A 26,553-nucleotide genomic window follows, 5' to 3' on the forward strand; every position below is an offset into this window, starting at 1 on the left:
CATGACCGAGAAGAGAACCGTACGCGTCAACGACGTGGACCTCGCCTACGTGGACGAGGGCGAGGGCGACCCCGTGATCCTGCTGCACGGCTTCCCCGACTCCTCCTACCTGTGGCGCCACCAGATCCCGGCGCTCGTCGAGGGCGGGTTCCGGGTCATCGCGCCCGACCTGCGCGGCTTCGGTGACTCGGGCAAGCCGCAGGAGGCCTCCGCGTACGGGATGCAGACCATCGTCAACGACATCGTGGCGCTGACGCTGCACCTGGGGATCAAGCGCCCGCACCTGGTCGGCCACGACTGGGGGGCGGCGATCGCCTGGATGTACGCGTTCCTGATGCCGCGCAGGCTCGACCACCTGGCCGTCCTGTCGGTCGGTCACCCCGGCGTCTTCGCCACGCCCTCGCTGGAGCAGCGCGCGGCCTCCTGGTACATGCTCTTCTACCAGTTCCCCGGGGTGAGCGAGGAGCTGCTGCGGCGCAACGGCTGGCGGCTGTTCAAGGAGATCATGGGCCGCGAGGGCGACCACGACCGCTACCTGCGCGACCTGGCCAGGCCCGGCGCGCTCACCGCCGGGCTCAACTGGTACCGGGCCAACCGCTCGCCCGAGGCCGAGCTGCGCCCGGCCCGGCCGTTCCCGCCGGTGTACGCGCCGACGCTCGGCATCTGGGGCGCGGGCGACAAGGCGCTCCTGGAGGAGGGCATGTCCGCCTCCGGCAAGTACGTCAAGGGCCCCTGGCGCTACGAGCGCGTCGAGGACGCCGGCCACTGGCTCCCGCTGGACGCCCCCGACGAGGTCAACAAGCTGCTGCTCGGCTTCCTCGGCACGGAACGGCCCGCGCACCAGGAACGACGCCCCCGGCGCCGGCTGTAGCCGGCGAGGGCCGGCGAAGGGAGACGACGACATGCTGGGCTACCTCTTTCCCGGACAGGGAACGGTCCGCGTCGGCATGGGCGCCTGGCTGCACCGCAGCCCGGTGGCCCGGCGGCGCCTCGACCGGATCGACGCGCTGCTGGCCCGGCCGATCTCGCCGCTGTGCGCCCGGGGGCCGCTCGAGCGGCTTGTCGCCACCGAGCACGCCCAGATCGCGGTCACGGCCTGCAACCTGGCCGCGCTGGCCGTCCTCGACGAGGAGGGGTACGAGCCCACCGTCGTGGCCGGGCACAGCGTGGGCGAGCTGAGCGCGCTGCACGCGGCCGGGGTGCTGGACCTGGACTGCACGGTCCGGCTGGTGGAGCTGCGCGCCCGGCTCATGGCCGGCGTCGCCGCCTCCGGCGCGATGACGGCGGTGATGGGCCTGCCGGTGGAGCGGGTCGAGGAGCTCGCCGAGGCGGCCTCCGCGCCCGGGGAGCCGGTCGTGGTGGGGCTGGAGAACGCGCCCGGCCACGTGGTGGTGTCGGGCTCGCGGGCCGCGCTCGACCGGCTCGCGGACCTCGCCGCCGACGCCGACAAGATCGTGCCCCTGAAGGTGGGCAACGCCTTCCACTCGCCGCTGATGGCCGGCGCCGAGCGCGCCTGGGCCGAGGCGGTCGCGGGGGTGCCCATGCGCGAGCCCCGCGTGGCCGTCGTCCCCAACGTCACCGGCGAGCCCACCCTGGACCTCGGTGTCCTGCGCGGCGCGCTGGTCGCCCAGCTCACCGGCCGCGTCCGCTGGACCCGCACGATGGAGGCCGTCGCGCCCGCCCCGCCGGCCCCCGGGCCGGTGTCCGTCGTCGAGGTGGGCGACAGCAAGGTGCTCACCGGGCTGGCCCGCCGTACCGGGGTGCGCTGCCTGAGCATGGCCGACCCCGCCACCCTCAGGCGGCTGGCGAAGGCGGTGGCGGCGTGAGGCGGTGGGGCAGCGCGATCGTCGGGCACGCCGGGCTCAGCGGCCCCCGCGAACTCGTCGGCGACATGCCGCTGGAGGTCGTCTACACGCGCGCCGAGCGCCTCAGGTCGTCGGGCGGGCGCACCCTGCAGCGCTGGGCGGGACGGCTGGCCGCCAAGCACGCCGTCCTGCGGCTGCTCGGCCTGCCGCCGACCCCCGAGCGTCTCGGCCAGGTGGAGATCCTGCCGCTCCCCACCGCGGCCTGCCGGGCGGACAGGGCCTGCCTGGGCGGGCACCCGCCCGTCGTACGCCTGCGCGGCGACCTGGCGGCGCTCGCGCCCGCCGCCGGCCCCGGCGACTCCCGGGGCCCCGCGGATCTGACGGGTCCCGCCGATCCCGAGGAGCCCGCCGATCCCGAAGGGCCCGCGACGTCCGGCGGCGCCGGATGGATCCGGGTGTCGATCAGTCACACCGACGTCCGGGCGGTCGCCCTGGCGGTGCGCACCCGGCGGCTGCCGGAAGACGAGGAGGGCTGATGGACGCCAGGAAGACGGCCGAGGCGCACCTGGAGGCGTGGCTGGCCGGCGACGCCGAGGCGGTCGCGGCCACCGCCGACACCTACACCGACCCCGACTGCCCCGGACCGCTGGCCGGCGAGGCGCTGACCGCGCACGCCGCCGCCACGCTGGCCCGATTCAGGAACCTGACCTTCCAGGTCGACCACGTCACCGGCGACGAGGACGCCGCCGCCGTGTCCTGGCGCCTGGAGGCCGACCACCGCGAGGCGTACCTGGGCATGCCCGCGGCCGGCGGCACCGTCACCGTGTCCGGCCTCGACCTGGTCACCGCCGACGCCGGCGGCACGCACGTGCGGCGCGTGTTCGACCGGCTCGCGGTCGCCGAGGCGCTCGGCTACACCGCGCGCTTCGTGCCCGCCGCCGACGAGAGCCGCGAGTTCGGCGTGAGCGCCAGGACCGCCACCGGCCGCACCGAGCGGCCCGGCGCGCTCGTCCTGACCTGGCTGGAGATCCGCGACGACGCCGAGTCCGCCGACGTGGACCTGCTCAGCGTGGAGATCGTCAAGTCGCTGCGCGCCTCGCGCGGCTTCCTCGGCGTGGCCACGTTCGACGTCGGCGGGCGCAAGTTCACGCTGAGCGCCTTCGACCGGCCCGAATCGCTGCGCGCGGTCCACGCCCGGCCGCACCAGCGGGCCATGCGCCGCTTCTTCAAGGGCGGGCTGTGCACGCGCGTCCACACCAGCGTCTGGTACCCCGCCACCGTGCGGGACTACGCCCGCTGCCCCGGCTGCGCGCAGGTCGTGGCGGCCGGTACGGGCGCGGCCTGCGACTGCGGATGGACCCCCGACGACGCCTCGACGCTGTGACCGAGTGACTGGAGCCTTGACGATGAGGGAATTCACCACCGAGCACCGGCCCGGTGACCGAGCACCGGCCGTGGTGTTCATGTCCGCGCTGTTCGCCGGCGGCTGGATCTGGGACCACCCCTACGAGAGCCTGGCGCGGGCGGGCCGCACGGTGCTGCGCACGAACGAGGCGATCTGCGCGATGGAGCGCCAGGTGGCCGGCTCCATCGAGAGGCTCGGCGACGCGCTGCTGTCGGCCTGCGACGCCGCCGGCCTGGACGACATCGTGGTCTGCGCCAACTCCCTCGGCGGCCTGGTCGCCATCGACCTGGCGGGCCGCCGGCCCGACCGGGTGCGCGGCATCGTGGTGAGCGGGGCGCCCGGCCTCACCGCCGACCCGGACGTCGGGCTGAGCTTCGACCGGCGCGGCAGCATCCGGCCGACCGGCGAGGACTTCGGCCGCCGCATGGTGGCGGCGCTCTTCCACCGGGGCTGCCACTTCTCGGCCGAGCGCATGGCCGAGGCGGGCGAGCTCATCAACCGCCCCGACTCGATGGTGTCCATGGCCCGCAGCCTCAAGGCCACCCGCGCCTACCGCGTCGCCCCCGCCCTGGACAAGGTCGCCTGCCCCGCCCTGTACGTGTGGGGCAGGCACGACCGGATGACGCCGGTGGCCCCATGGCTGGAACTTCTCGCCGGCCGGGAGGGGCACGAGACGCTCGTCGTCGAGGAGAGCGGCCACATCCCGATGGTGGAGTGCGCCGAGGAGTACACCGCGGCGCTCGGCCCGTTCGTCACCCGGTGCGCCGGAGCGCTCGCGTGAGGCCGCCGCCCGCGGCGGAGCGCCCGCGCGATCCCGCCGTCGCCGTCGCCGTCCGTGCCGGGGCGTTCGCGTGAGCCCGCCCGCCGTCCTGCTGGGCGTGGACATCGTGGAGACCGGCCGGCTGGACCGGGCCGCGGACCGGGGCGGGGAGACCCTCGCCCGCCACGTCGCCACCGCGGCCGAGCGGAGCCTGGGAACGGGCCGCGTCGCCTTCTCCGTCAAGGAGAGCCTCATCAAGGCCGTCGGCGGGCGCCCGCCCGGCTTCACCTGGCACGACTTCGAGGCCGTGACCGCGCCCCCGCCGCCGTGGGCCGGGCCGCTGCTGGACGAGGCCGCCGGCGAGCTGGTCGCCTCCACCGGGCTGCCGCTGACCGCCGGGGCGGCGTACGCGGTCCGCGGCGCCAGCGCGGGCGCGGCGCTGGCCCGGCTGAGCCCCGGCGCGCCGGGAACGGTCGCGGCCGTCGCCCGCTGGGGCGAGGGCGGCGGGGTGCTCGTGTCGGTCGCCGTCGTCTACGCCGGCCCGCCGGCCTCGCGGGGAGATTCGCGGAGGGATCCGCAAGGGGATCCACAGGGGAATTCGCAGGGGGAGGAGAGCTGATGTCCGCGACGAGAACGGTCCACCCGGGGGAGTCGATCCAGCGGGCGCTGGACGAGAGCGGCCCCGGCGCCCGCATCCTGCTGCGGGAGGGGACGTACGCGCAGAGCGCCTGGATCAGGCATCCCGGCGTGACGCTGACCGGCGCCGGGGCCGGGCGCACGGTGCTGGTTCCGGGCGACGGCGGGCCGCCCGACGTCCCCCGCCTGCACGACGCCGCCGAGGACGTCGTCAGCGGCCTCACCGTGCACGGCGACGCCGTCGGCGACGTGCGCGTGGAGGCGCTGACGGTGCGGGGCTTCTCCGGCGCCGGCGTCTACGCCCACTCGGCCGCCGGGGTGGGCGTGCACGAGGTGGAGGCGCGCGACAACGCCGTCTGGGGGATCTACCTGCGCGAGTCCACCGGCTGCGCGGTCACGCGCTGCCGCGCCTCGGGCAGCCAGTACGGCGGCGTCGCCCTGAGCTTCTGCCCCCGCTCCGCCGCCGAGATCACCGGCAACGAGTGCTTCGCCAACGCGTTCGGCGTCTTCGTGGACAACTCCTCCGGCGCCGCGCTGCGGGGCAACGCCTGCCACGGCAACGCGATCGGCGTCCTGATGCTCAACCAGATCTACGAGGGCGAGCCCGAGGGCGGCGTGCGCGACTGCCTGGTGGCCGGCAACGACCTGTACGGCAACACGCTGGCCGCCGGAGCCGAACCCGGCGGCCTGGGCGCCGCCGGGCCGCCGATCTCCGGCGTCGGCCTCGCCCTGATCGGCACCCACCGCGTCACCGTCGTCGACAACCACATCCACGACAACCACCCCGGCGGCGAGTCGGTGATGGGCGCCGGGTTCGTCATGGGCTCCTCCGCCGACTTCGGCGGCGACGACGTCCTCGACTGCCACGTGCTGTGGAACCGCGTCGCCGGCAACACCCCGCTGGACTACCAGCTCGGCGCCGACCTGGCCCGGCAGGCGTTCGCCGCCAACAGCGCCGCCAAGGGCGACCCGCCGGAAGCGCCGGGGTGGCGGAGATGACGGCCGCGACGGCCGCCACGGCCGCGACGACCGCGACGGCCACCACGACCGCGGCCCTGTCCTGTCTGGGCCTCGGCAAGCGCTACGGCGACCTGGTCGCCGTGCACGACGTCGGCTTCTCCGTCGCCCCCGGCCAGGCCTACGGCCTGCTCGGCCCCAACGGCGCGGGCAAGACCACCACGATCTCCATGCTGGTGGGGCTGCTGCGGCCGGACACGGGCACCGTCACGGTCGGCGGCGTCGACCTGGCCGCCGAGCCGCTGCGCGCCAAGTCCAGGATCGGCTACGTACCGCAGGAGATCGCCCTCTACCCCGAGCTGACCGGCCGGGAGAACCTGCGCTTCTTCGGCAGGATCTTCGGCCTGCGCCGCCGCGCCCTGGCCGCGCGCATCGCCGAGGTGCTCGAACTGGTCGGCCTCGCCGACCGGGCCGACACCAGGCTCGACACCTACTCGGGCGGCATGAGGCGGCGCATCAACATCGGCGCCGCCCTGCTGCACCGTCCCGAGGTGCTCATCCTCGACGAGCCCACCGTGGGCGTGGACCCGCAGAGCCGCAAGGCCATCCTCGACGGCCTGGAGAACCTGGTCTCCGAGGGCATGGCGCTGCTGTACACCTCCCACTACATGGAGGAGGTCGAGCGGGTCTGCGACCGGGTGGCGATCATCGACCGCGGGCGCATCGTCGCCGACGGCACCCGCCGCGAGCTGGTCTCCCTGGTCGGCAGCGCCGACACCGTCGAGCTCGTGCTCGACGGCGACGTCGAGACCGCCTTCGCCGAGCTGCGCGCCGTGAGGGGCGTGACCGAGGCCGCCAGGACCGGGACCGCCTCCGTACGCCTGATGGCGGAAGGCGGCAGGTACCTGCTGCCGTCGCTCATCACCGCCGTGCAGGGGCACGCCGTCGTGACGGCCGCCCAGGTCGTCGAACCCGACCTGGAGGCGACCTTCCTCCACCTGACCGGCACCACCCTCCGGGACTGACCATGTGGCGAGCCATGCTCACGGTGAGCGCACTCGAACTGCGCACCCGGCTGCGCGACGGCACCGCGATCGTCATCGCGATCCTCGTGCCGGTCACCCTGGCCACCCTGTTCGGGCTGGCGCTGGGCGGCGACGACCCGCCGCTGCGCGCCACGATCGGCTTCGTCGACCTGGACGGCGGCGAGTTCCCCGCCGGCGTGCGGCGCGAGGTGACGGCCGACGAGGAGCTCAAGGGCAGCGTGACGCTGCGCGACCTGCCCGGCGAGGCGCAGGCGCGGCGGGCCCTCGCCGCCGACGAGATCGGCGCGGCCGTCGTCTTCCCCGCCGGGTTCAGCCGCGGCGTCGGCGCGGGGGAGGGCGGCGACGTCACCGTCCTGACCTCGCCCCGCTCGCCGCTGGCCGGCGTGGTCGCGAGCGCCGTCGTGGACCGCATCTCCGCGGTCGTGGACGCCAGGACACTGGCGGTACGCGCGGCCCTGCTCGCCGGGACGCCCGGGGACCGCGTCAAGGAACTGGTCGAGCGCAACGGCGCGGCCGGGCCCGCCCTCACCCTCACCGGCGACCCGCTGGCCGGCGGCAAGGTGGACCTCGCGGTCTACTACGGCTCCGGCATGGCGGCGCTGTTCGCCTTCTTCGTCGTGGGCGCGTCGTTCCGCAGCCTGCTCACCGAGCGCAAGCTCGGCACCCTCGACCGGATACGGGCCGGACCGGTGGCCGCCTGGGTCCCGGTCGCCGGCAAGGCCGTGGTCGGGTTCGCCCTGGCCATGGTCGGCGTCTGCGCCACCTGGCTCTCCGGCACGCTGATCTTCGGGTCGAGCTGGGGCGACCCGCTCGCCGTGCTCGCCGTGCTGACCGCCCACGTGCTGGCCGCCGCCGCGATCACCATGCTGGTGGCCGTCCGGGTCAGGACCGACGCCCAGGCCGACGGGGTGATCATGGTCATCTCGTTCGTGATGGCGTTCCTCGGCGGCAGCCTCGTGCCGCTGCACAACCTGCCCGGCGTGCTGCAGACCGTGGCGCTGCTGACGCCGAACGGCTGGACCTCCACGGCGCTGGCGGAACTGGCCGGGTCCGGAGCGGGCGTGACCGCCGTCGCCGGCCCGATCGCCGCCCTGCTGGCGATCGCGCTCGTCACGGGCGGCCTGGCCGTCGCCGGCCTCAGGAAGGGGATGCTGCTGTGACCACCCCCACGACGCCCGTGCCTCCCGCGACCCTCACGGCACCCACGACGCCCGTGCCCCCCGCGACCGTCACACCCCCCGGCAGGCCCGTTCCCGCCGGGACGCTCCGGCCGAGCCCGGTGACCGCCCTGGTGGCCGCCAACCTGCGCAGACTCACCCGCGACCGCACCGGCCTGTTCTTCATGCTCGTCATGCCGTTCGTGTCCATCCTGTTCGTCGGCATGACGCTCGGCGGCGGCACCGGCTCGTCCCGCCTCCCCGTCGGCGTCGTCGCCCCCGGCTCCGACACCGTCACCGCCTCCCTGCTCGCCGAGCTGCGCCGCAGCCCCGACCTGGACGTGCGGCTGATGGACGCGGCCGGGGACGTGCGATCCGGCGTGCGGACCGGCGCGCTGGCCGCCGGGTTGATCATCACGCCCGGCGCCTCCCGCCTGGACCTCGTCGTGACCCAGACCAACGGCAGCGGTCTGGCCGCCCGCGGTGCCGTCGACGGCGCCGTCGCCAGGGTCGCCGCCGTCCTGGAGGCCACCGGGGCCGCCGTGACCGCCGGCGCCACCCCCGAACAGGCCGCGGCGTACGTACGCCGCGCCCAGGCCGAGTCGGGACGCGTCGGCGTGACCGGCTCGTCCGCCGGCGTCGGCGACCCGCGCGGCTTCGCGTACACCGCCCCGGCCAACCTGCTGCTGTTCACCTTCATCAACTCGATGGCCGTGGCGGCCGCCATGGTGGAGAGCCGCCGCCTGGGAATGCTGCAGCGCGCCCTCACCGCGCCCGTGCGGCGCCGGTCGGTGCTGCTGGGCGAGGCGCTGAGCCGCCTGCTCGTCGCGCTCGCCCAGGCCACGATCATCGTGGTGGTCAGCGCGCTGGTGTTCGGCGTGTCCTGGGGGGACCCGCTCGGCGTGGCCGCCGTCGTGGGGGTGTTCGCGCTCGTCTCGACCGGGGCCGCGATCCTCGTCGGCACGCTGCTGCGCTCGCCCGACCAGGCCCCGGCGATCGGCCCGCCGCTCGGCGTGGTCCTCGGCATGCTCGGCGGCTGCCTGTGGCCGCGCGAGTCCTCCGGGGAGGTGATCGACGCCATCGGCCACCTCTTCCCGCACGCCTGGGGGATGGACGCGCTGCTGACGCTCACCGAACCCGGCGCCGGCCTGACCTCGGTCCTGCCCCAGCTCGGCGTGCTCGCCGGGATGGCGGCCCTGCTCCTGACCGTCTCACTGGTCCTGTTCAACCGCCGCACCCCGGCCCGCACGTGAGCGCCGGGCGAAGGGAGGGAACGCGATGAAGGGCATCCTGCTCGCCGGAGGACGGGGCACCCGCCTGCTGCCCAGCACGCTGGCGGTCTCCAAGCAACTCCTGCCGGTCAACGACAAGCCGATGGTGTACTTCCCGCTGTCGGTGCTCATGCTGGCCGGCATCAGGGACATCCTGATCATCACGATGCCCCGCGACCTGCCGCAGCTGCGGCGCCTGCTCGGCGACGGCTCCCAGCTCGGGCTCCGCCTCGACTACGCCGAGCAGCCCGAGCCCAACGGCATCGCCGAGGCCCTCCTGATCGGGGCCGACCACATCGGCGGAGACCCGGTCGCGCTCGTCCTGGGCGACAACGTCTTCCACGGCCACTCCTTCCAGGAACTGCTCCGCACCGAGTGCCGCCAGGTGGACGGCTGCGTGCTGTTCGGCTACCCGGTCGGCGACCCCCACCGGTACGGCATCGCCGAGACGGCACCGGACGGCCGGCTGCTGTCCATCGTGGAGAAACCGCGGGAACCCCGCTCCAACCGCGCGATCGTCGGCCTCTACCTGTACGACGGCGACGCGGTCGACATCGCCAAGAACCTCACCCCGTCCGCGCGCGGCGAGCTGGAGATCACCGATCTCAACCGCGCCTACCTCGAACGCGGCAGGGCCAAGGTGGTCGACCTCGGCCGGGGCTTCGCCTGGCTGGACGCCGGGACCCCCGAGTCGCTGCTGCAGGCGAGCCAGTACGTCCAGCTCATGGAACAGCGGCAGGGCGTGCGGATCGCCTGCCTGGAGGAGATCGCCCTCCGCATGGGCTACATCGACGCCGAGACCTGTCACCGGCTCGGCGCCGAACTCGGTACGTCCGCCTACGGCCAGTACGTCATCTCGGTGGCCGAGCGGTTCGCGAACAGTAAGGAGTCACCATCATGTCCATGACGACCCTGTTCACCGGCAGGTCGCCCTCCGACGGCGAGCATGTGACCGATGTGTACCACTACGCCACCCGCAAGGGGGCGATCGAGGCGATCGACGTGGCCGCCGCCGACCTGGGGATCGACGCCGGCCTGGTGAGCGAGGCGGTGCGGCACCTGGTGGAGAACCGCCTGCTGCGCACCGACGACGGCGCCGACGGCGCCGACGGCGCCGGCGGCCTCGGCGGCCGGTTCGTGCCGGTCGACCCCGACCTCGCGGTCGCCTCCATGGTCTCCTCCGTCGAGCGGGAGATCTACCGGCGGCGCGAGCTCATCGACCAGATCCGCGAGCGGGCCGGCGTCCTCGGCGCCGGGGGCGGCGGCGACTCCGCGCCCAGCACCGTGGAGTACCTGGTGGGCGCCATGGAGGTGCGCGGCTTCCTCAAGACGGCCGGCGACGCCTGCCGCGACGAGCTGCTCGTCCTGCAGGCCGGCGTGAGCGAGGCCGGGGACCTGTCGCAGATGTTCCTGGTGCTGGTCGCCAGGGGCGTGACCGTGCGGGTCATCTGCCAGCACCGCAGCCGGGCCGACGTGACCACGCGGCTGGTGATGAAGCGGCTGACCGACGCCGGCGTGGAGGTCTACACCGTCAGCCACGTGCCGCGCTCGGCCATCGTCTTCGACCGCTCGCTCGTGGCCCTGTTCGGCGAGGGCGAGGGCGGCGGTGACGGGGACGTCACCCTCGCCCGGGTGCGCAACCAGGGGATCGCCCGGTTCTTCCTGGACATGTTCAACCACCTGTGGGAGACCGCGACGCCGCTGGAGGGCGTCGAGTTCGGCTACGGCACCGTCGCCGACGACCTCCAGCAGTCCATCGCCGCGCTCATGGCCAAGGGCTACACCGACGAGGTCGTGGCCCGCAAGCTCGGCATGTCGGTGCGGAGCTGCCGCCGGCACATCGCCACCCTCATGCGCGACCTCGACGCCACCAGCCGCTTCCAGGCGGGGGTGGAAGCGGCCAGGAAGTTCCTCAAGACGGGCTGACGGGGGCGTGGCCGCCCATGGCGACGGCCACGCCCGCCAGGTCGCGGGCCCGTTCGATCACCAGGTCCAGGCCGAGCACCAGGTCCTCGAACGGCATCCGGGCGTCCAGGCAGATCCGGACCGTGCTGTTGGCGTCCTCCGCGCCCAGGCCGATCGCGGTCAGCACGTGCGAGGGCTCCTGCGAGCCGGAGTTGCACGCCGACCCGGTGGCCAGCGCCACCGCCGACAGGCTGGAGACCAGGCTCTCCCCGCGCACGCCGGGCAGGACCACGCTGAGCACGTGCGGCACGCCGTCCGGGCCGCCGTTGACGCGCACGCCCGGCAGTCCCGCCCGCAGCATGTCCAGCGCGGTGGCGCGCAGCTCGGCGACCCGCCGCCGCTCGGCGTCCATCCGGGCCAGCGCCAGCTCGCACGCCCTGCCCAGCCCCACCACCAGGTGCGTGGGGATCGTGCCGCTGCGCAGCTCGTACTGCCCGCCGCCGAACATGACCGGCCGCAGCCGGTGGCGGATCTCCGGGCGGACGTACAGCGCGCCGACGCCCTTGGGACCGCGGATCTTGTGCCCGGACAGCGCCAGCGTGTCGATCTCGGCCTCCCGCACGCGCAGCGGGATCCGCCCGGCGGCCTGCGCGGCGTCCACGTGCAGCACGGCCCCCACCCCGTGGCAGAGCGCCGCCATCGCCGCCACCGGCTGCACGGTGCCGATCTCGCTGTTGACCCAGGCCGTGGTCGCGACCCTGGAGTTCAGGTCCAGCAGGCCGGCCAGGTGCCCCAGGTCGATCCCGCCGTCGGGCCCGACCCGCATCGTGCGGACGTCCACGCCCCGGCCGGCCAGCGCCCGGCCGATCGCCAGCGACGACTTGTGGTCGGTCGGGCAGAACAGCCCACCGGCCGGAGCCCGGTCGTCGTGGCCGAACATGCCGAGCAGTGCCAGGTTGTTGCTCTCGGTCGCGCCGGAGGTGAACACCACGTCGGCCGGGTCCGCGCCCAGGAGCGCGGCCACCGAGGCGGCCGCGGCGTCCACGGCCCTTCTCGCGCGCTTGCCGAGCACGTGCGGGGACGAGGGGTTGCCGTACTCCTCCCGGAGGTAGGGCAGCATCGCCTCGAACACCTCGTCGTCCACCCGCGTCGTCGCGCAGCCGTCCAGATAGATGACCTTCCTCACGGCGTCAGCTCCGGAACGTGCTGACGGTGACGAGCTTGTCGTAGATGTCCTGGACGGACATCTCGCCGCTGCCGCCGGGATCGGCGATCACCACCCGCATGTCCGGCAGGTCGTACAGGCTCAGCGCGATGTCCACTCCGGTCTGCACGGGCATCAGGCACTCGCCCGGCGCGAAGATCAGGATCGCCCGGTGGCCGGCCCGGTACACCTCGGCGATCATCTCGGTGATCTCGCCGGCGCAGCCGGTGATGCCGCAGCTGATCAGCGTGCGGTAGTTGCCGGCGGCGTCGAGGAAGGCCACCTCGCTGTCCCCGCTCCCGCCGGCGAGGTAGCGCTTCTCCAGGCGGCCCTGCTTGACCAGCCGGTCGGCGGCCTTCTGGAAGCGGTACTTCAGCCACGTCTCGGGGAAGGCCAGCGGGTGCTTCCTGCTCGGCAGCACGTCCGCGGCCGACAGCCCGGCCTCGCGCAGGACCTTCTCGTAGGAGGGGGGCAGCGCGGTGAAGCCCTCGAAGAACTCCGCGCGCAGCTCGCTCGCGGGCCGGCCCGTCGTCGGCACGTACTGCCAGTCGTTGACGAGCAGGAGCAGCCGGGAGTCCACCCCGGCCGCGGCGTACTCGCGCAGCAGCCCGGCCGACAGCTCCCAGGTGTAGCCGGGGAAGATGCCGACGCGGCCGGAGATGCGGCGGCGCATGGTCTCGCCCGCCTGCTCCTCGATGACGCCGGGGACGAGCCGCCTGGACGCCTCGTCCTCGAACAGCATGAAGTGGCCGCCCATGACGACCAGGCCGGGGAGGTCCTGGGCGGGCAGTTCGCGGGCTATGGCGTCGCGGAGCTCCTGCTCGGAGGCGACCAGGCGGTGGGTCTTGGACACCTGGCCGGTGGATACGTGGTTCATGTGCGTCACTCCGAATTCACGGGGTTCTGAAGGGGGGTGTTCCGCGGGTCCGGGGCCGGCCGGGCGGGATCGTGGACGAGGGGGTTCCCCGGGCCGGGGGCCGGCCCGGCGGGATTCCGGACGGGGACGTTCCGCGGGTCCGGGACCAGGCGGGAGGCCAGCGCGCCCAGCGGGGTGGGACCTGCGAGCCGGTTGAGGGTCAGGCCCTCCCAGCCGCCGCGGGCGAGCTCGGCCAGCACCTGCGGGATGCGCAGGGCCTGGCCTCCGGCGAGGGTGTAGCTGTGGGAGAGGTCGAGGTCGGCGCCGAGGTCGCCGGGCCGGTGCGCCCGTCGCACGGCGTCGGCCAGCGCCAGGGCGGCGGGGCCGGTCACGCCGTCCCAGGTCTCGATCGGGGACGCGACGGGGGCACCACGGGGTGGTCCGAAGCCGGCCGTCCGGGCCGCTTCGCCCAGCGGCGGGCCGGCGGGGGCGGCGGGATCGGCGGGATCGGCGGCAGGGGTGGTGAGGGCGGGGCCGGGGTCGTGGGCGAGTACCAGGGCCTCCATGCCGCGCAGGAAGCGCTCCACGGCGACGGCGTCCATGACGGGCGAGGCGGCGTGGAGCGACAGGGCGACGGCGTCACACCACTCGTCCACGCGCAGGTAGGTGTCGGAGTCGTTGTGCGCCCAGGCCTCCGGGACGGGGTTCCAGGTGAAGGCGGTGCGCCGGCCGCCGTACTCGCGGGTGCGCTGCTTGATGAAGTTGACCTCCGAGCCCAGCCGTACGGCCGTGCCGCGCCGGGAACCCTCCCGCGACACCATCTCGACGACCTTGTCGTAGGGCACGTACGCGTGCTCCCCGGCACGCTCGTACGCGGCCGCCGCCCGGCGCAGCAGCTCGCCGAACGACGGGTCGCCGGCGCAGCCGACGCGCACCAGCATCGGGGAGAACATGCACGTCAGCACGTCCGGGCAGGGGTGCGACTCGCGGTTGCTGACGAACGCCAGGTGCGCCACGTCGTCCTGGCCGGTGTAGGCGGCCATCATCGCGGTGTAGGCGGCCACGTGCACCAGCGACGGCCACACGCCGTGGCGGGCGGCGATCCGCCGCGAGGCCCCCAGCATCGCCGGCGAGATCAGCGTCGCGTGCCGCGCGGGCGGCTCCGGCGGGGTGCCCGGTGTCGCGTGCCGGGCGTCCCGTCCGGTCGAGGGCGGCGTCGCGAGCGGGGCGGACGGCTCGTGCGGGGCGCCGCGCCGCGTCGCGAACGGGTCGGCGGGCAGGCCCGCCACCTCCTCCTGCCAGTACGCCATGGCCCGCGACGCCACGATGGCGGCGTCGGCCGAGGCCTCGTACCGGGCCAGGTCGGCGGGCTGGCGGCTCACCGGGAGCAGGGCGGCCGGGCGGCGGGCGGCGATGCCGGCGCCCTGCGTCCGCAGCTCCCGCTTGATCTCACCCAGCGTCCACACGTCCACGGCCAGGTGGTTGAACACCAGCACGCAGTGCCGCGGCACGCCACCCGTGGTGATCAGGCAGGCCCGGATCGGCCACTCGCCGGCGAGGTCGAACGGCCTGCCGCCGAGCTCCTCGACCACGTCGGCGGGCGCGGGCGTGCCGTCCCGCTCGGTGGTGGCCACCGTGACCGGGAGCGGCGCGGGAGGGTGCACCCGCTGCGCGGGCTCCGGGGACAGGTCGAAGGTGGTGCGCAGGATCTCGTGCCGGCGTACCAGGTAGGTGAGCATCGCCCGGCAGGCGGCGACCGTGAGCCCCGCGGGCAGGTCGAAGCGCAGGACCACGTGCGTCTCACGCCGGTGCCGGGGCGGCAACTGATGGAACCGCAGCCACATGTGGCGCTGCCCCCAGCACAGGTTCGCGGATTTCACCGGTTCCCACCCCCAGCGGTTGTCGCATGACCCCCTATGGGTTCGAGGATCGACTTTTCCCGCGGGTGGCACAACCACTGCTCAATGGCAGGTTCCGGCCCGGAATAAATTGCCAGACATGCGTTCCCTGTCGCCTTGACCGGTGCCCCGCCGTTCGGCAGCCTCGATATCGGCGAATATTCACCGCCGGATAGGAGGTAACGCGATGCTGGAAATACCCGATCAGTTCCAGAGTATTCTGCGCGCGCATCTGCCGTACGCGGAGACGGGCGGCCTGACCGCCCGTGACGAGCTGTCCGCGCTCGGCCTCGACTCGATGGGCGTCGTGCGCCTGCTCGTCGACATCGAGAACGGCTACGCGGTCGAGCTGCCCGACGAGATCCTGGACGAGGCCACGTTCGCGACCGTCGGCTCGCTGTGGGGGGCGTTGTCCACGCTGATGACGATCGGACCCGGTCGTCCCCGGGCGTTCTGAGGTTCTCCGGGGGTTTCCTGGGCGTTCCGACGGGGTCTGAATCGTTCCGTCGCGGGTCACCCGCCGGTGGTCCTCCACCGCGCGGGTCACCCGCCGGCGTGGGGCGTCCCCCGGCGTGGGGCGCCCGCCGGCATCGACCGCCCACCGGCCTCGGTCGTCCGCCGAGGTCGACCGCTCGCCGGCGCGGGCCGCCCGTCTCGCCGCTCAGCACTCCCGGCGCGGGTCGTCCGCCGGTACGGGGCCCCCGTCCAGCAGGCCCGCCAGGGCGCGCCGGTCCACCTTGCCGTTGGCGTTGAGCGGCAGCTCCGCCAGCAGCGTGACCGAGCGGGGCACCATGTACCCGGGCAGCACCTGTGTGACGCCCTTGACCAGCGTCACCGTGTCCAGGTCCGCGCCGGTGCAGGCGGCCGCCAGTTCCGGCTCGCCGTCGGGGCCGGGCACGGCCAGCACGGCCGCCTCCTGTACCCCCGGCTGCCCGCGCAGGGCGCACTCGACCTCGCCCAGTTCCACCCGGTGGCCCGAGATCTTCACCTGCTGGTCGAGCCGGCCCAGATGCACCAGCAGCCCGTCACGCCAGGCCACCCGGTCACCGGTGCGGTACCACAGCCCGGGCGCGACCGTGGCGTCCCCGGTGACGGTGGCGTCCCCCGTGACCGTGGTGCCCTCCGTGACCGTGGTGCCCTCCGTGACCGTGGTGCCCTCCGTGACCGTGGCGCTCTCCGTGACCGTGCTGCCCTCCGAGGTCGTGGCGTTCCCCGTCCCGGCGTGGACGGCGGCACCGCCGTCGAAGGCGACGAACCGGCCCGCGTTCACCGCCGGGTCGGTGTAACCGGGGAAGCGCTGCACCCCGCGCAGGCACAGCTCGCCCTCCTCGGCGGGCCGTCCGTCCCCGTCGAGCACCAGGTGATCGACGCCCGGGTACGGCAGGCCGATCGGCACCGTGCCGTTGACCGTCTCCGGCCAGAGGGACCGGTCGGCCGGCAGGCGGTACTCGGTGCAGCTCAGCGTCAGCTCCGTCGGCCCGTACAGGTTCTCCAGGACGCTGCCGGGCGCGGCCGTCCGCCAGGCGTCGGCCTGGCGAAGGGTGAGGGGCTCGCCGCAGAACAGGCTCCACCGCAGCGACGGCATCGCCCCGGGCGCCAACCGGCGCAGCCGCATGGCCACCGACACCACCGACGGCACCGAGAACCAGTGGGTCAGCCGTTCCCTGGCGATGAAAGCGGCCGGTTTGAGCAGGTCGTAGCGGCCCGGCACGACGAGTGTCGCGCCGCTGCCCCAGGTGGCGAACAGGTCGAACACCGACAGGTCGAACGTCAGGTCGAAGGTCTGGGAGACGCGGCAGCCGAGGCCGAGCTCGTACCGGGGGATCACGTGCCGCAGGTAGGCGTCCACGCCGCGGTGACGCACCGGCACCCCCTTGGGCACGCCGGTGGAGCCCGACGTGAACAGCACGTAGGCCAGGTCGTCGGCGTCCGCCTCCCGGAAGGAGCCCGTCTCCCGCACGGCGCCCGTCTCCCGCAGGGCACCGGCCTCCCGCGGGGGGACGGCACGCGGGACGTCCGCCGGGTCCACCCGCAGGACGCGCGGGCCGTGCCCCGCCGGCCCGGTGAGATCCGGCGGCTCGTGCGCGGCGTCGGACAGCACGAGGTCGAGGCGGGCGGACGCGGCCACCAGGCGGTTGCGCGCGGCCGGCGCGGCCGGGTTCAGCGGGACCGCCGCCGCGCCCAGCCGCTGGATCGCCAGGTACCCGGCGTAGGCCAGGACGCCGCGGTTCGCGTGCAGTCCCACGCGCGCCGGCGGCCCGTCGCAGGCGTCCGCGATCCGCGCCGCGAGGTGGGCGGACATCGCCTCCAGCTCGGCGTAGGCGTACCGCTCGCCGCCCACCTCCAGGGCGGTACGGTCGCCGAGACGCGCCGCGGAATCGGCGAACCACCGGTAGAGGGTACGTGCCATGGTCTCTCCAGGTGACGGCCCGGCCGCTACCGGGGCGGTTCGGGAAGGCGGGACGGGAACAGCGACGGCGGCAGGTCCTCGCCCGCGCCCCACAGGTCCTTCAACGCCCGGCCGGGGTCGGTCAGCGCGAGCTGCATCCCCAGCGGGATCGTCCGCATGACGTCGACCATCGCCGGTGCCGGCAGCACCTCGGGGTCGGCCAGCATGAGCACGCCGGTGCGCCCGCCGCGCACCTCGACCCGGACCCGGAACGCCTGCCCGTACGGCTGGGCCAGCGGCGTCCAGGCCAGCTCGGCGGGCGTCTGGTCGGCCGGGTCGCTCGGCCTGCGGTCCACCTGGACGTAGTTGAACCAGGCCCGGAAGAGGTGGTTGATCCAGCAGCCGTGCTCGGGCACCGACCCGGCGGCCTCGGCCACCTCGGCGATCCGGTCGATGTCGTAGGACCCGTGGCGGTAGGCCCGGGTGCCCGCCCAGTGCAGGCGCCTGATGTGCTCGGCGATCGTGGCCCGCCGGTCCACCTCCGTGACGACCGGGACGAGCTGGTTCATCGTGCCGACGAGCTGCTGGTCCTCCGGGGCGAACCGGTTGGACGACATCAGGCTCATCGTGACCCGGTCGGTGCCCAGGTGCCTGGCCAGGCCGGCGGCCACGAACGCCATCACCACGGCCGGGGCGGTGACGCCGTGCGTGCGGGCCACCTCCGCCGCCAGGCCGCCCAGGCGCCGCGAGTGCAGGGTCAGCTCCAGCCGCTCGCGCTTGACCCGCGCGGGCAGCGTCGGCAGCCCGTCCGTCAGCCCCTCGGCCAGCACAGCGCGCCAGTGGCGTTCCGCGGCCTCCTGCCGGGGCCGCCAGGCCGCCTCGCGCTGCCGCCGCGCCAGCTCGCGCGGCGGTGGCGGCGGCGGTGCCGACGCCGGCAACGGCGCCGACGGCGACGGCGACGACGGGGAGGGCAGGGCGGAGGCCGTCGTGCCCGCGCCGGACATCAGCGCCTTGAACTCGTCCTGCAGGTGGTGGATCGACCACAGGTCAACGATCAGGTGGGAGAACGCCAGCGTCAGGTACATCGGGGCGCCCCCCGAACTGATCAGCCGGCCGCGCCAGTTGAGGTCGCCGGCCATCGCGAACGGCATCGCCACCAGCTCGGCCTTGGTGCGCTCGTGCTCCGAGGGGTCGGTGACGACCCGGTCGATCCGCTCGATCGGCAGCTCCACGTCCTCGTGCACGCGCTGGACCGGGCGGGCGCCGCCGCCCGGCTCGTAGGTGGTCCGCAGCGCCTCGTGCCGCTCGACGAGCCGCTCCAGCGCGGCCGTCACCCGCCCCATGGGCAGGCCACGCAGATCCCACGTGGTCGGCAGGTTCGCCTCGGCCAGCCAATCCTCCGGATACCGCTCGATCTCGCGCCAGCTGAAGAGCTGGCCATGGCTGAGCGGGGACTCGACGGGCATGCGCCCCTCCTCCCGCGGATTTCTCCGCCCGTCATTCATCCCGGACCCCGGAGCCGGGGTCAAGGCTCGGACCGGTCGGAGGCGATGGCAACAAACGGCGGTAACAAGGTGCCGCCCGCAGACCATGTGCCCGGGTGAGGACCGGCAATTAGGGTCGCACTCACTATGCAATAGCCGCAAACTCCTCCGGTTGCCGATAAACGCGTCGCAGCCGTTCGGATAAACGGTGTCCGATGGACGCCCGAGGCTTGGGGTGGCGTATTAATGAGTGAGTCGAGACAGCAGGCCGGGAAAGGCGGGCCGGACGCCATCGCCGTCATCGGCATGGCGTGCAGGCTCCCTCAGGCGGACGATCCGGCGGGATTCTGGAGGCTGCTGCGCGAGGGCGTGGACGCGGTCACCGACGCGCCCGCCGGCCGCCGGCCGGACGCCGCCGAGTACCGCCGGGGCGGGTTCCTGGCCGACGTGGACGGCTTCGACGCGTCCTTCTTCGGCATCTCGCCGAACGAGGCGGCGGTGATGGACCCGCATCAGCGGCTGGCGCTCGAACTGGGCTGGGAGGCGCTGGAGAACGCCCGCGTCCTGCCCTCCGCCCTGCGCGGCAGTGCCGCCGGCGTCTTCCTCGGCGCCATCTCCCAGGACTACGCCGCGCTGAGCGACAGGGCCGCGCGGCCCGGCCGGCACGCCTACACCGGCGTCAACCGGGCGCTGATCGCCAACCGGATCTCGTACGCGCTCGGTCTGCGCGGTCCCAGCCTCACCCTGGACACGGGCCAGTCGTCGTCGCTCGTCGCGGTGCAGATGGCCGGCGCGAGCCTGCGGCGCGGCGAGAGCGACCTGGCGCTGGCCGGTGGGGTGAACCTGAACCTGCTCGCCGAGACCACCGCCGCCATCGGCGCCTTCGGCGCGCTGTCGCCCGACGGGCGCTGCCACGTCTTCGACGAGCGGGCCAACGGGTACGTGCGCGGCGAGGGCGGCGCGGTCGTCGTGCTCAAGCGGCTGGCCGACGCGCTGGCCGACGGCGACCCGATACACGCGGTGATCCTCGGCGGCGCCGTCAACAACGACGGCGGCGGCGAGGGGCTGACCGTGCCGAGCGCGCGGGCGCAGGAGGAGGTCATCAGGCTCGCCTGCGCCGAGGCCGGGGTCGCGCCGGGCGACGTGGGCTACGTCGAGCTGCACGGCACGGGTACCAGGGTGGGCGACCCGGTGGAGGCGGCCGCGCTCGGCGCCGCGTACGGGGCCGGGCGCGCGGAGCCGCTCCTGGTCGGTTCCGTCAAGACGAACATCGGCCACCTGGAGGGCGCGGCGGGCATCGCCGGGCTGCTCAAGGTGGTGCTCGCGCTCAAGCACCGCCGGCTCCCGGCCAGCCTGCACTTCCAGGCGCCTCCCGCGCGGATCCCCCTGGACGAGCTGCGCCTGCGGGTGGTGGGGGAGACCCGCGCCTGGCCGCAGGGCGGCCGCCTGGTGGCGGGTGTCAGCTCCTTCGGCATGGGCGGCACGAACTGCCACCTGATCGTCGCCGAGCCTCCTTCCGCCGGTCCGGACGCCCCGGAGGTCGCGGACGCCCCGGACGTCGCCGAGGCGCCCTGGGTGGTGTCGGGACGCACGGAGCAGGCGGTGCGCGAGCAGGCCGGACGGCTGGCCGCGCTCGCCGTCGACGCCGGGACCGCCGTCGACGCCGACGCCGACGCCGGGACCGGTGCCGACGCCGGGACCGGGATCGGGAACGACGCCGACGCCGGGACCGAGGGGGCGGGCGTCGGCGGCGCGCGGCCCGTGGACGTGGCGCTGAGCCTCGCCGTGACCCGTACGGCCTTCGAGCGCCGTGCCGTGGTGCTCTCCCAGGACTCCGCCGCGCGCCAGGAGGCGCTGCGCGCGCTGGCCGAGGGCCGCCCGCACGACGACGTCGTCACCGGCGCCGCCGCCGGCGGGGGATGCGCCTTCGTCTTCCCCGGGCAGGGCTCGCAGTGGGCGGGGATGGCGCGTGAGCTGATCGCCGCCTCGCCGGTGTTCGGCGCGCGGCTGGCGGAGTGCGCCGAGGCGCTCCGGCCCTTCACCGACCACGCCCTGATGGACGTGCTCCAGGAACGCCCCGGCGCCCCGGGCCTGGACCGGGTGGACGTGGTGCAGCCCGCCCTGTGGGCCGTCATGGTCGCGCTGGCCGAGACCTGGCGTGCCCACGGCGTGCGGCCCGACGTGGTCGTCGGCCACTCGCAGGGCGAGATCGCCGCCGCCGCCGTCGCGGGCGGGCTCACCCTGTCCGACGCCGCCAGGGTCGTCGCGCTGCGCAGCCGCGCCATCGCCGGCATCGCCGGAAAGGGAGGCAGGGGCGGCATGATGTCGGTCGCCGCCCCCCTGGAGGTGGTCGAGCCGGTCCTGCCCGAGGGCGTGTCCGTGGCAGCCTTCAACGGCCCCCGCTCGCTGGTGGTCTCCGGCCCCCGGGAGGCGCTGGCCGAGCTCGCGGCCCGGCTGCCCGGCCACCGCACCAAGATCATTCCTGTGGACTACGCCTCCCACTCGCCCGAGGTGGAGGCGGTGCGCGACGAGGTGCTGGAGGCGCTCGCCCCGATCCGGCCGGTGAGCGGCACGACGGCGTTCGTCTCCACGCTCACGGGCGAGCCCATGGACACGGCCGGCCTCGACGCCGCCTACTGGTACAGCAGCCTGCGACGCCCGGTCCGCTTCGGTCACGCCCTGCGGGCCGTCCTGGAGGACTGCGCGCTGTTCGTGGAGTGCAGCCCGCACCCGGTGCTGGTCACGGGTGTGGAGGAGACCGCGGAGGACGCGGGCCGGGACGTGGCCGTGGTCGCCACTCTGCGCCGTGGCGAGGGCGGCGCAGAGCGGCTGACCCGGTCACTGGCCCAGGCCTACGCCCAGGGCGCGCCGGTGGACTGGTCCCGGCTCTGCCCCGGCGGGCGGCTGGTGGACCTGCCCACCTACCCGTTCCAGCGCCGCCACACCGCGGCCGTCCCGCCGCCCCGTACGGCACGACCGGACGCTCCGGACGCTCCGGACGCTCCGGACGCGCCCGGGACGCGACCGGACACGGCGGCCGCCGCGGGCACGGCGGGCACCGCGGGGGACGGCAGGTCCAGGGCGGAGCTGCGCGAGCTGGTGCTGGCGGTCACGGCGCGGCTCCTCGGCCACGACGACACGACCGGCGTCGAGCCCGAGCGCACGTTCAAGGACCTCGGCATGGAGTCGGCCACCGCCGTCGAGCTGCGGGACAGGCTGCGCGAGGCCACCGGGCTGCGGCTTCCCGCCGGGCTGATGTACGAGCACCCCACGCCCGACCGGCTGGCCGGTCACCTGCACGCCCTGCTCACCGGCGACCGGACCGGGACCGTCGGCGCCGTCGGCGCCGACGGTGGCGGTGACGGCCCGCGTGACCGGGCGGACGACGACCCGATCGCGGTGGTCGGCATGGGCTGCCGCTACCCCGGCGACGTCGCCTCGCCCGAGGACCTCTGGCGGCTGGTCAGCACCGGCACCGACGCCGTCACCGAGTTCCCCGCCGACCGCGGCTGGGACCTCGACGCGCTCTTCACCGCCGGCCGCTCGGGCACCAGCGACACCCGGTACGGCGGGTTCCTGCACGACGCCGACCGGTTCGACGCCGCGTTCTTCGGGATCAGCCCCCGCGAGGCCACGGCCATGGACCCGCAGCAGCGGGTACTCCTGGAGATCTGCTGGGAGGCCGTGGAACGCGCCGGTATCGACCCGGCCACCCTGCGGGGCTCGGCCACCGGCGTCTACGTGGGAGCCATGGCCCCCGACTACGGGCCCCGGCTGCACCAGCCGGACGGCGCGTCCGACGGCCACCTGCTGACCGGTACCGCGCTCAGCGTCGTCTCCGGCCGCGTCGCGTACACGCTCGGCCTGCGCGGACCGGCGATCACCACGGACACGGCCTGCTCCTCCTCGCTCGTCTCGATCATCCTGGCGATGCGGGCGCTGCGGCACGGGGAGTGCGCGCTGGCGCTCGCGGGCGGCGTGACCGTGATGTCGACGCCCGGCATGTTCGTGGAGTTCAGCAGGCAGGGCGGGCTGGCCCCCGACGGGCGGTGCAAGGCGTTCTCCGCCCGGGCCGACGGCACCGGCTGGGCCGAGGGCGCGGGCATGCTGGTGCTGGAGCGGCTCTCCGACGCGCGCCGCAACGGCCACCCGGTCCTCGCCGTGCTGCGGGGCGGCGCGGTCAACCAGGACGGCGCGAGCAACGGCCTCACCGCGCCGAACGGCCAGGCGCAGCGCGAGGTCATCAGGCAGGCGCTGGCCGACGCCCGGCTCACCCCCGCCGAGGTCGACGCCGTGGAGGCGCACGGCACCGGCACCCGGCTGGGCGACCCCATCGAGGCCGACTCGATCATCGCCGTGTACGGCGAGGGCCGGCACCCGGAGCGGCCGGTCTGGCTCGGCTCGCTCAAGTCCAACATCGGCCACACCCAGGCGGCGGCCGGGGTGGGCGGAGTGATCAAGATGGTGAAGGCGCTGGAACACCGCGCCCTGCCGCCAACCCTGCACGCCGACGACCCCACGCCGCACGTGGACTGGGCCTCGGCCGGGGTCAGGCTGCTCACCGGGCGGGTCGAGCTGGCGCAGGACCGGCCGGCGCGGGCCGGGGTCTCCGGCTTCGGCATCAGCGGCACCAACGCGCACCTCATCCTGGAGGCCGCCCCCTCCCCGGACGCGTCCCCGGGAACACACGCGGAGGCGCCCTCGGGCGCACCTTCGGAGGCGCGCACGGACGGGCCGCCCCCGGTCCTCGACACGGCGAACGGGCCGGCGGTGTGGGTGGTGTCCGCCCGCAGCGAGCCCGCGCTGCGCGCCCAGGCGGCCCGCCTGCACGCCTACGCCGGTGGGATCGCCGACGCCCGGCTCGCCGACGCCGGACGGACGCTGGCCAGGCGGGCCACGTTCCCGCACCGCGCCGTGGTGGTGGCCGGCGACCGCGACGAGCTGCTCGCCGGGCTCGCGGCCCTGGCCGCCGGGACCCCGCACGCCACCGTCACCGCCGGGACCGCGCCCGCCGAGGCCCGGCCGGTGTTCGTCTTCCCCGGCCAGGGCTCCCAGTGGGCCGGCATGGCCACGGACCTCCTCGACGCCGCCCCCGCCTTCCGCGACCAGGTCGACCGGTGCGACCGCGCGCTGCGGCCGTACACCGGATGGTCGGTCGTGGACGTGCTGCGCGGCCGCGAGGGCGCGCCCCCGCTGGAGGGCTCGGACGTCATCCAGCCGGTGCTGTTCACCGTCATGATCGCGCTGGCCGGGCTGTGGCGCTCGCTCGGCGTCCACCCCGCGGCCGTCGTCGGCCACTCCCAGGGCGAGATCGCCGCCGCGTGCGCGGCCGGGGCGCTCTGTCTGGAGGACGCCGCGCGCGTGGTCGCGCTCCGCAGCCGGGCCCTGACGCGGCTCGGCGACAGGGGCGGCATGCTGGCCGTGTCACTGCCCGCCGCCCGTGCGGAGGAACTGCTGCGGCCGTGGGCCGGCCGCCTGTGGCCGGCCGTGTACAGCGGCCCGTCCAGCACCGTGGTGGCCGGCGACGCCGACGCGCTGGAGGAGTGCGCCGCCGCCTGCGGCGAAGGCGTCCAGGCCCGCCGGGTCGCGATCGGCTACGCCGCCCACACCCCGCACATCGAGGAACTGCGCGAGGAGATCCTGAGCAGCCTCGACGGGGTACGGGCCCGCGACACCGAGGTGGCGTTCTGTTCCTCCTACGCCGGCGAGTTCATCGACCCGGCCCTGCTGACGGCCGACTACTGGTTCACGAGCCTGCGCAACCCGGTCCGCTTCCAGCAGGCGATCGAGACGGTCGCCGCCACCGGGACGCCGGTGTTCGTCGAGACCAGCCCGCACCCGGTGCTCACCGGCCACGTCACGGACACGCTGGCGGCGGCCGGCGCCGCCGGAGGCGCCACGGGCACGCTGCGGCGCGGCGACGGCGGCGCGTCCAGGCTGCTCAAGGCACTCGGCCAGGCCTGGGTGCTGGGCGCCGCCGTGAACTGGCCGGCCGCGCTCGGCCCCGCCGGGCACCACGACGACGACCTGCCCGCCTACCCCTTCGAGCGGCGGCGGCACTGGCTCGCCCCCGGCCCCGCCGACGGCCAGGGCGGCTCCGGCCACCCGCTGCTCGGCACCGCGCTGCCGCTCGCGGCCGACGGCGGCTTCCTGCTGGCCGGGCGGCTGTCCACCGGCACCGATCCCTGGCTGGCCGACCACGCGGTGGACGGCACCGTCCTGCTGCCCGGCACGGCCTTCGTCGAGCTGGCGCTGCACGCCGCCGTCACGGCCGGCTGCGACGCCGTCGAGGAACTGACCCTGGAGGCCCCGCTGCCGCTGCCCGCGACGGGAGGCGTCCAGGTCCAGGTCACCGTGGGCGGCCCGGACGAGCAGGGCCGCCGCGCCGTGGCCGTCCACGCCCGCCCGGCCGGCGACGCCGACGCCCCCTGGACCCGCCACGCCACGGGCCTGCTCGGCCCGGCCCCGGAGCACCCGCCCGAGCGCCTGCCCGCCTGGCCGCCCGACGGGGTCCCGGTCGACCTGGACGGGCTCTACGACGTGCTCGCCGAGCGCGGGTACGCGTACGGTCCCGCGTTCCAGGGGATGCGCGCCGCCTGGCGCGCGGGCGGTGACGCCTTCGTCGAGGTGACGCCCCCCGACCGGGTACGCGCCGACGCCGGGCGGTTCGTCCTGCACCCGGCCCTGCTGGACGCGGTGCTGCACCTGGTGGTGCTGGAGTCGGCCGACGACCCCGCAGCGCTGCTGCTGCCGTTCTCCTGGAGCGGCGTGCGGGTGACCGCGCTCGGCGCGGAGACGCTGCGCGCCCGCATGACGGACCTCGGTGAGGACCGGATCGCGCTGACCCTGTTCGACGGGTCGGGTGCCCAGGTCGCCGCCGTCGAGACGCTGGCGCTGCGCCGCCTGCCCAGAGGTGCCGCCCGCCCCGCCCCCGCCACCGTCTCCTACACCCTCGAATGGGCCGAACCGCCCGTGCCGGTGTCCGTGCCCGAGGTCGCGACGGGCGACGGGGCAGGTGCCGGACCGGACGGCGGTTCGGACGGCGGGGACTGGGCGCTGGTCGGCTACGACGAGACGGCCGACGAGCTGGGGGCCGAGCTGGAGCGGGCGGGGATCGCCGTGCCGCGCCACTACGACCTCGCCTCGCTGGCCGGCATGAGCGCCGGCCGCGTCCCCGGCCTGGTGCTGGCGCCCGTTCACGCCGACGACGACGACCTCCCGTACACCGCCCACGACGCCCTGCGCGAGGTGCTCGACCTGGCACAGGGCTGGCTGGCCGACGAGCGGTTCGCCGGGTCCCGGCTGGTGTTCGTCACCCGCCCGGGCGGCCCCGAGGTGGCGGCGGTGTGGGGGCTGGTGCGATCGGCGCAGTCGGAGCACCCCGGCCGGTTCGTCCTGGCCGAGGTCGCGCCGGGCTTCTCCGGCTGGGAACGGCTGGCCGCCGCGATCACCGCCGGTGAGACCCAGCTCACCACCGCCGGACAGGACCTGCTGGCACCGCGCCTGGTACGGCGTGAGGTGCCCGCCGAGTCCTCGCGAGCACCGGTGTCGGGGATGGCGGGGACGGTGGTGGTGACCGGTGGTACCGGCGGGTTGGGTGCGCTGGTGGCGCGCCGGCTGGTGACGGGTCACGGGGTGCGGGATCTGTTGTTGCTGTCGCGGCGCGGCCCGGCGGCGCCGGGCGCCGGCGCCCTGGTGGCCGACCTCGAAGAGCTCGGCGCCCGTGTCACGGTCGTGGCGTGTGATGTGTCCGACCGTGAAGCTTTGGCCGCCGTGCTGG

19 protein-coding genes are annotated in these 26,553 nt (G+C 75.1%); 14 read left to right on the top strand and 5 right to left on the bottom strand.

What is annotated here, in order from left to right; all coding sequences use genetic code 11:
• Position 1: 1 nt before the first annotated feature.
• The 12 genes from AB0G16_RS24920 (at position 2) to AB0G16_RS24975 (ending at position 10,963) form a co-directional block, all read left to right on the top strand.
• Positions 2–871, top strand: a complete 870-nt coding sequence (locus AB0G16_RS24920) for an alpha/beta fold hydrolase (protein WP_362809423.1) — start codon at positions 2–4, stop codon at positions 869–871.
• A gap of 31 nt (positions 872–902) precedes the next feature.
• Positions 903–1,826, top strand: coding sequence for an ACP S-malonyltransferase (locus tag AB0G16_RS24925; protein WP_362809426.1), 924 nt, complete (start codon positions 903–905; stop codon positions 1,824–1,826).
• A complete protein-coding gene (locus tag AB0G16_RS24930) occupies positions 1,823–2,341 on the top strand; it encodes a phosphopantetheinyl transferase (protein ID WP_362809429.1) in 519 nt (172 codons plus the stop codon). The genes AB0G16_RS24925 and AB0G16_RS24930 overlap by 4 nt, the downstream gene beginning before the upstream one ends.
• Positions 2,341–3,189 carry a nuclear transport factor 2 family protein gene (locus tag AB0G16_RS24935; RefSeq protein WP_362809432.1) on the top strand — a complete coding sequence of 283 codons (849 nt, stop codon included), beginning with the start codon at positions 2,341–2,343 and terminating at the stop codon, positions 3,187–3,189. The genes AB0G16_RS24930 and AB0G16_RS24935 overlap by 1 nt, the downstream gene beginning before the upstream one ends.
• A gap of 22 nt (positions 3,190–3,211) precedes the next feature.
• Complete coding sequence (locus AB0G16_RS24940) at positions 3,212–3,991, top strand: alpha/beta hydrolase (RefSeq protein ID WP_362809435.1); 780 nt, start codon at positions 3,212–3,214, stop codon at positions 3,989–3,991.
• A gap of 70 nt (positions 3,992–4,061) precedes the next feature.
• The gene (locus AB0G16_RS24945; RefSeq protein ID WP_362809437.1) at positions 4,062–4,589 is read left to right on the top strand and encodes a 4'-phosphopantetheinyl transferase superfamily protein; all 528 of its coding nucleotides are present in this window, start codon (positions 4,062–4,064) and stop codon (positions 4,587–4,589) included.
• Positions 4,589–5,605: a right-handed parallel beta-helix repeat-containing protein gene (locus tag AB0G16_RS24950; protein ID WP_362809440.1), complete on the top strand. Its 1,017-nt coding sequence runs from the start codon at positions 4,589–4,591 to the stop codon at positions 5,603–5,605. The genes AB0G16_RS24945 and AB0G16_RS24950 overlap by 1 nt, the downstream gene beginning before the upstream one ends.
• The gene (locus tag AB0G16_RS24955) at positions 5,602–6,588 is read left to right on the top strand and encodes an ABC transporter ATP-binding protein (RefSeq protein WP_362809443.1); all 987 of its coding nucleotides are present in this window, start codon (positions 5,602–5,604) and stop codon (positions 6,586–6,588) included. The genes AB0G16_RS24950 and AB0G16_RS24955 overlap by 4 nt, the downstream gene beginning before the upstream one ends.
• Positions 6,589–6,602: 14 nt before the next feature.
• Positions 6,603–7,769, top strand: a complete 1,167-nt coding sequence (locus tag AB0G16_RS24960; protein WP_362809446.1) for an ABC transporter permease — start codon at positions 6,603–6,605, stop codon at positions 7,767–7,769.
• Positions 7,766–9,019: an ABC transporter permease gene (locus tag AB0G16_RS24965; protein ID WP_362809449.1), complete on the top strand. Its 1,254-nt coding sequence runs from the start codon at positions 7,766–7,768 to the stop codon at positions 9,017–9,019. The genes AB0G16_RS24960 and AB0G16_RS24965 overlap by 4 nt, the downstream gene beginning before the upstream one ends.
• 25 nt (positions 9,020–9,044) lie before the next feature.
• Positions 9,045–9,944, top strand: coding sequence for a glucose-1-phosphate thymidylyltransferase RfbA (gene rfbA / locus AB0G16_RS24970; protein ID WP_362809452.1), 900 nt, complete (start codon positions 9,045–9,047; stop codon positions 9,942–9,944).
• Complete coding sequence (locus tag AB0G16_RS24975; RefSeq protein WP_362809455.1) at positions 9,935–10,963, top strand: hypothetical protein; 1,029 nt, start codon at positions 9,935–9,937, stop codon at positions 10,961–10,963. The genes rfbA and AB0G16_RS24975 overlap by 10 nt, the downstream gene beginning before the upstream one ends.
• On the opposite strand, the gene AB0G16_RS24980 is transcribed toward AB0G16_RS24975, so the two are convergent.
• Genes AB0G16_RS24980 through AB0G16_RS24990 form a run of 3 tightly spaced genes read right to left on the bottom strand, consistent with a single transcriptional unit; the run spans position 10,950 to position 14,882 of the window.
• Positions 10,950–12,128 carry a cysteine desulfurase family protein gene (locus AB0G16_RS24980; protein WP_362809458.1) on the bottom strand — a complete coding sequence of 393 codons (1,179 nt, stop codon included), beginning with the start codon at positions 12,126–12,128 and terminating at the stop codon, positions 10,950–10,952. The two genes, AB0G16_RS24975 and AB0G16_RS24980, sit on opposite strands and share 14 nt — an antisense overlap.
• 4 nt (positions 12,129–12,132) lie before the next feature.
• Entirely contained in the window at positions 12,133–13,023 is an 891-nt protein-coding gene (locus AB0G16_RS24985; protein ID WP_362809461.1) for a hypothetical protein, read from the bottom strand.
• A gap of 5 nt (positions 13,024–13,028) precedes the next feature.
• A complete protein-coding gene (locus tag AB0G16_RS24990) occupies positions 13,029–14,882 on the bottom strand; it encodes a condensation domain-containing protein (protein WP_362809464.1) in 1,854 nt (617 codons plus the stop codon).
• Between the two features lie 205 nt (positions 14,883–15,087).
• On the opposite strand from AB0G16_RS24990, the gene AB0G16_RS24995 reads away from it, so the two are divergent.
• Positions 15,088–15,357, top strand: a complete 270-nt coding sequence (locus tag AB0G16_RS24995; RefSeq protein WP_362809467.1) for a phosphopantetheine-binding protein — start codon at positions 15,088–15,090, stop codon at positions 15,355–15,357.
• A gap of 204 nt (positions 15,358–15,561) precedes the next feature.
• Here the strand turns inward: AB0G16_RS24995 and AB0G16_RS25000 are convergent, their stop codons facing one another.
• Entirely contained in the window at positions 15,562–17,310 is a 1,749-nt protein-coding gene (locus AB0G16_RS25000) for an AMP-binding protein (protein WP_362809470.1), read from the bottom strand.
• A 26-nt stretch (positions 17,311–17,336) separates the two neighbouring features.
• Complete coding sequence (locus AB0G16_RS25005) at positions 17,337–18,755, bottom strand: condensation domain-containing protein (protein ID WP_362809473.1); 1,419 nt, start codon at positions 18,753–18,755, stop codon at positions 17,337–17,339.
• Positions 18,756–19,019: 264 nt separating this feature from the next.
• On the opposite strand from AB0G16_RS25005, the gene AB0G16_RS25010 reads away from it, so the two are divergent.
• On the top strand, positions 19,020–26,553 hold a 7,534-nt coding region (locus AB0G16_RS25010), incomplete at its 3' end, for an acyltransferase domain-containing protein (RefSeq protein WP_362809476.1).

It is taken from the genome of Streptosporangium sp. NPDC023615 (genome assembly GCF_040640155.1).
Classification (GTDB): Bacteria; Actinomycetota; Actinomycetes; order Streptosporangiales; family Streptosporangiaceae; genus Streptosporangium.

Excerpts from the sequence above, each read along its gene's own strand:
- rfbA (WP_362809452.1), top strand. The coding sequence starts at position 9,045 with ATGAAGGGCATCCTGCTCGCCGGAGGACGGGGCACCCGCCTGCTGCCC.
- AB0G16_RS24995 (WP_362809467.1), top strand. The coding sequence starts at position 15,088 with ATGCTGGAAATACCCGATCAGTTCCAGAGTATTCTGCGCGCGCATCTG.
- AB0G16_RS24955 (WP_362809443.1), top strand. The coding sequence starts at position 5,602 with ATGACGGCCGCGACGGCCGCCACGGCCGCGACGACCGCGACGGCCACC.
- AB0G16_RS24975 (WP_362809455.1), top strand. The coding sequence starts at position 9,935 with ATGTCCATGACGACCCTGTTCACCGGCAGGTCGCCCTCCGACGGCGAG.
- AB0G16_RS24920 (WP_362809423.1), top strand. The coding sequence starts at position 2 with ATGACCGAGAAGAGAACCGTACGCGTCAACGACGTGGACCTCGCCTAC.
- AB0G16_RS24940 (WP_362809435.1), top strand. The coding sequence starts at position 3,212 with ATGAGGGAATTCACCACCGAGCACCGGCCCGGTGACCGAGCACCGGCC.
- AB0G16_RS24925 (WP_362809426.1), top strand. The coding sequence starts at position 903 with ATGCTGGGCTACCTCTTTCCCGGACAGGGAACGGTCCGCGTCGGCATG.
- AB0G16_RS24985 (WP_362809461.1), bottom strand. The coding sequence starts at position 13,023 with ATGAACCACGTATCCACCGGCCAGGTGTCCAAGACCCACCGCCTGGTC.
- AB0G16_RS25005 (WP_362809473.1), bottom strand. The coding sequence starts at position 18,755 with ATGCCCGTCGAGTCCCCGCTCAGCCATGGCCAGCTCTTCAGCTGGCGC.
- AB0G16_RS25000 (WP_362809470.1), bottom strand. The coding sequence starts at position 17,310 with ATGGCACGTACCCTCTACCGGTGGTTCGCCGATTCCGCGGCGCGTCTC.
- AB0G16_RS24950 (WP_362809440.1), top strand. The coding sequence starts at position 4,589 with ATGTCCGCGACGAGAACGGTCCACCCGGGGGAGTCGATCCAGCGGGCG.
- AB0G16_RS24935 (WP_362809432.1), top strand. The coding sequence starts at position 2,341 with ATGGACGCCAGGAAGACGGCCGAGGCGCACCTGGAGGCGTGGCTGGCC.
- AB0G16_RS24960 (WP_362809446.1), top strand. The coding sequence starts at position 6,603 with ATGCTCACGGTGAGCGCACTCGAACTGCGCACCCGGCTGCGCGACGGC.